The 3,549-nt window shown below is 75.5% G+C and carries 3 protein-coding genes; 1 reads left to right on the forward strand and 2 read right to left on the reverse strand.

The window, feature by feature from the left end; translation table 11 throughout:
- Positions 1–164 precede the first annotated feature (164 nt).
- Together N866_RS17265 and N866_RS17270 are read right to left on the reverse strand one after the other, a co-directional pair.
- Positions 165–1,532, reverse strand: coding sequence for an extracellular solute-binding protein (locus N866_RS17265; RefSeq protein ID WP_034228867.1), 1,368 nt, complete (start codon positions 1,530–1,532; stop codon positions 165–167).
- An 83-nt stretch (positions 1,533–1,615) separates the two neighbouring features.
- Positions 1,616–2,788 carry an ROK family transcriptional regulator gene (locus N866_RS17270; RefSeq protein ID WP_034228864.1) on the reverse strand — a complete coding sequence of 391 codons (1,173 nt, stop codon included), beginning with the start codon at positions 2,786–2,788 and terminating at the stop codon, positions 1,616–1,618.
- 149 nt (positions 2,789–2,937) lie between these two features.
- Here N866_RS17270 and N866_RS17275 point away from each other — a divergent pair.
- On the forward strand, positions 2,938–3,549 hold a 612-nt coding region (locus N866_RS17275; protein ID WP_155855451.1), incomplete at its 3' end, for an amidohydrolase family protein.

The raw sequence follows: 3,549 nt of genomic DNA on the forward strand, positions 1-3,549 counted from the left end.
GGGCTGGTCATGAGGACTCCACGGGTGGTGGGCGGGCGTCGGCGCACGACGAGGGCTCGGGGCGGCTCACAGCGGGAGGCGCCGGTGCGGCGCAGGTGCCGCAGGGGGGCGGGTGGTCCGCCGCCGGGGTGGCGCCGCCGCGGACGACGGCGCCACCCGGTCGCTCAGTTGAGCGTCTCCTCGAGCAGGCGGTCGGTCTCCGCCGCCGTGGTCGCGATGTCCGCGCCACCGGCGATCTTCTGGAAGAAGTCCTCCAGCAGGCGGTCGGCCTCCACGTCGGCCCACCGCTCGGCGGCCGGCGTCAGCTTGGCGCCGAGGGCCGCGGTCACGGCCGCCTTGGCGTAGACGTCGTCGCCCATGGCGTCGGCGTAGGCGCTGTTGCCCGGGATGAGCCCGCCGCCGGCCAGCATGGTCTGGTACTCCTCGCTGAAGATGATCCGCAGGAGGTTCTTCGCCAGCTCCTGGTTGCCGCTCTTGGCGGGCACCGCGATGTTGGAGCCGCCGGCGAACACGGTGGCCGCGCTGCCCTCCTCCAGGCCCGGGAGCGGGAAGATGCCCGTCTTCTCCTCGTTGCAGGCCTGCTGCTCGGCGCGCAGCGCCGTCGCCTCGTCGGAGGTGTCGTCCGGGTCCACGCCCTGGTTGCACTCGGGCAGGTCGATGCTCCACCGCGCCCACGTCGGCGCGGAGAACATCGCGGCCTCGCCGTTGTTGAACGGGACCCACGGCTCGGCCGAGTCCGCGTCGACCGGGGCCGACGTGCCCTCGGTGAACAGCCGCTGCACCTCGGCGAGCGCCTCCTGCGACTCGGGGCTCGACAGGGCGCCGACCCACCGGTCGCCGTCGCGGACGGCCAGGTCACCGCCGTAGGTGTAGATCCAGGCCGTGCCGTTGTACCAGTCCTGGCCGGGCAGCCACACGCCCGAGAACGGCTCGGCGTCACCCGGTGCCGCCTCCTGGAGCGCGACGGCGGCGTCGGTGAACTCCGCCAGGGTCGTGGGCACCTCGACGCCCGCGGCCTCGAAGAGGTCCTTGCGGTAGAAGACCGCCCGAGCGCCGGAGTAGTACGGCAGGGCGTAGACGGCGCCGTCGGCCGAGCCGGCCGCGACGAAGCCCGGCAGCAGGTCCTCGCCGCCGACCTCCTCGTACAGGTCGGTGAGGTCCGCGAACGCGCCGGCGTAGCTGAAGGCGGGCGCCTGGGTGTTGCCGATCTCCACGACGTCGGGGGTCTGCTCCTCCGACGTCAGCGCGGTCTGCAGCCGCGGGACGAGGCCGCTCCAGTCCTGCTCCTCGATGAGGAGGGTGGAGCCGGGGTTCTGCTCCTCGAACGTCGCCACGAGCCACTCGCGCAGCTCGTCGGAGGTGTCGCCGCCGTTGAGCCACAGGCGGATCTCCGCGCCCTCCTCCGCGGGCTCCTCGGCGGCCGAGCCGCCGGCCTCGGGGGCCTCGGGGGCCTCGTCCTCGGCCGCGCCGGCGCATGCCGTCAGGGCCAGCACACCGGCGAGCAGGATCGCACCACTGCGTACGATTCTCACGTTGGTTCCTTCCTGGTGGAGGACGGTGCTGGCAGGCACCGCCACGGGGGGGTTCTCGACCGCACGTCCGGTCGGCTCGGGGTTCACGTGACCCCGAGCTGGCCGGACAGGACCAGCACGGCGGCCCCGCTGAGGGCGCCGTCCTCGCCCAGCCTCGTCAGCCGCAGCTCGAGGCCGCTGCTGACGACAGGCATGGACCGCTCCCGCAGGGTCGCCAGCGCGGACTCGCGCAGCGGACCGTCGAGGAGCTCCGGGGGTCCGGACAGGACCACCTCGGAGAGGTTCAGGGCGCTGACGACCGGCGCCAGCACGATGCCGAGCCGTCGGCCGACGGCGGCCAGGGCGGCGGCGCGGTCCTCGGCGCCCAGCCCGGCGACGCGGCGGCGCAGCGCAGGGACGGCCAGCACGGTCTCGAGGCACCCCGTCCGGCCGCACGCGCAGCGCTCCGGGGGGCCGATCACGCCGGGGCCCGTCGTCGGGGCGGGGTGCTCGTCGCGCTCGTCGACGGCCGTGACGTGCCCGATCTCACCGGCGGCGTGCCGGTCGCCCGCGATCAGCGAGCCGTCGATGACGATGCCGGCGCCCACGCCCTCCCCTACGGTGAGGACGAGGAGGCCGCCGCGGGAGCCGCCCCCGCCGTACGTGTACTCGCCGAGGCACGCGGTGTTGGCGTCGTTGGCCACGTGGACGGGCAGGCCGAGCGCGTCGCGCAGCGTGGCGGCGAGGGGCACGTCGAACCAGTCGCGGTTCGGGGCCTCCACGACGGTACCGGCCGCGTCGACGACGCCGGGCGAGCCGACGCCGACGCCGAGGACCGGCTCGGTGGCCGCCGCGACGAGCTCCCGGCAGAGGTCGACCAGCGCCCTGACGGCGGCCTCGCCGGTGCGCCCGTCCAGCGGCGCCGAGCGCCGCGTCAGCACCGCGCCGGACAGGTCCAGGACCGCGCCGTGCATGAGGGCGTCGTCGGCGAGGTCGACGCCGACCACCTGGAACGCCTGGGTGCGCAGGCCGACCATCGTGGCCGGCTTGCCGACACGCCCCTCGGCGGCCCGGACGCCCAGGTCCGCGACGAGGCCCTCGGCCAGGAGCGACCCGACCAGGTCCGAGACGGTGACCCTCGTCAGGCCCGTCAGGCGAGCGAGGTCGGCGCGGGACAGCGGTCCGTCGTGGAAGAGCCGCTGCAGCACGAGCGCGCGGTTGGTGACCCGGGCATGACCCGGGAGCCCCTTCGCGGACGGCCGCAGCGTTGCTCGCACATTTGTTAGTGAACCTTCCTTACAATCATCACGTCAAGATCCCCGTGCACCCCACCGGGGCGTCGTGACCGAACCGTGACCCTCGCCGCGCCGCGCGGCGCGGGCAGGATGGGCAGGTCGTCCGACGGCGGACGACGGGAGGAGCGACCATGGCCGCAGCAGTCCCCGACGGGGCCCCCACGAGCTCCGTCACGGGCTCCCCCGTCGTCCTGCGCGGGCGGGTCGTGCTGCCGGACGCGGAGCTGCCCGACGGCGTCGTCGTCGTCGTGGGCGAGCGGATCGCCTGGGTCGGCCCCGCCGCGCGGGCGACGACCGAGGGCGGGGTCGGCGACGCCGACCTGCCCTCCCCCGGCGACCACGTCCTGCTCCCCGGCCTGGTCGACCTCCACTGCCACGGCGGTGGCGGTGCCGGGTTCCCGGACGCCACCACCGTCGACGACGCGCGCCGGGCGGTCCACGAGCACCGCCGGCACGGCACCACGACCCTCGTCGCCTCCCTGGTCACCGACGACCCGGACGTCCTGCTGGCGCGGGTCGCCGTGCTCGGCGCCCTGGCGGAGTCCGACGAGATCGCCGGGATCCACCTGGAGGGCCCCTTCCTCTCGGCGGCGCGGTGCGGCGCGCAGGACGCCGCGGCGATGCGGCCGGGCGACCCCGCGCTCGTGCAGGCGCTGCAGGCGGCCGCCGGCGGGCGGCTCGTGACGATGACGGTGGCACCGGAGGTGCCGGGCGTGCTCGCGCCCGGCACCTCCGAGGGCACC

This window comes from Actinotalea ferrariae CF5-4 (assembly GCF_000603945.1).
Taxonomy (GTDB): Bacteria; Actinomycetota; Actinomycetes; order Actinomycetales; family Cellulomonadaceae; genus Actinotalea; species Actinotalea ferrariae.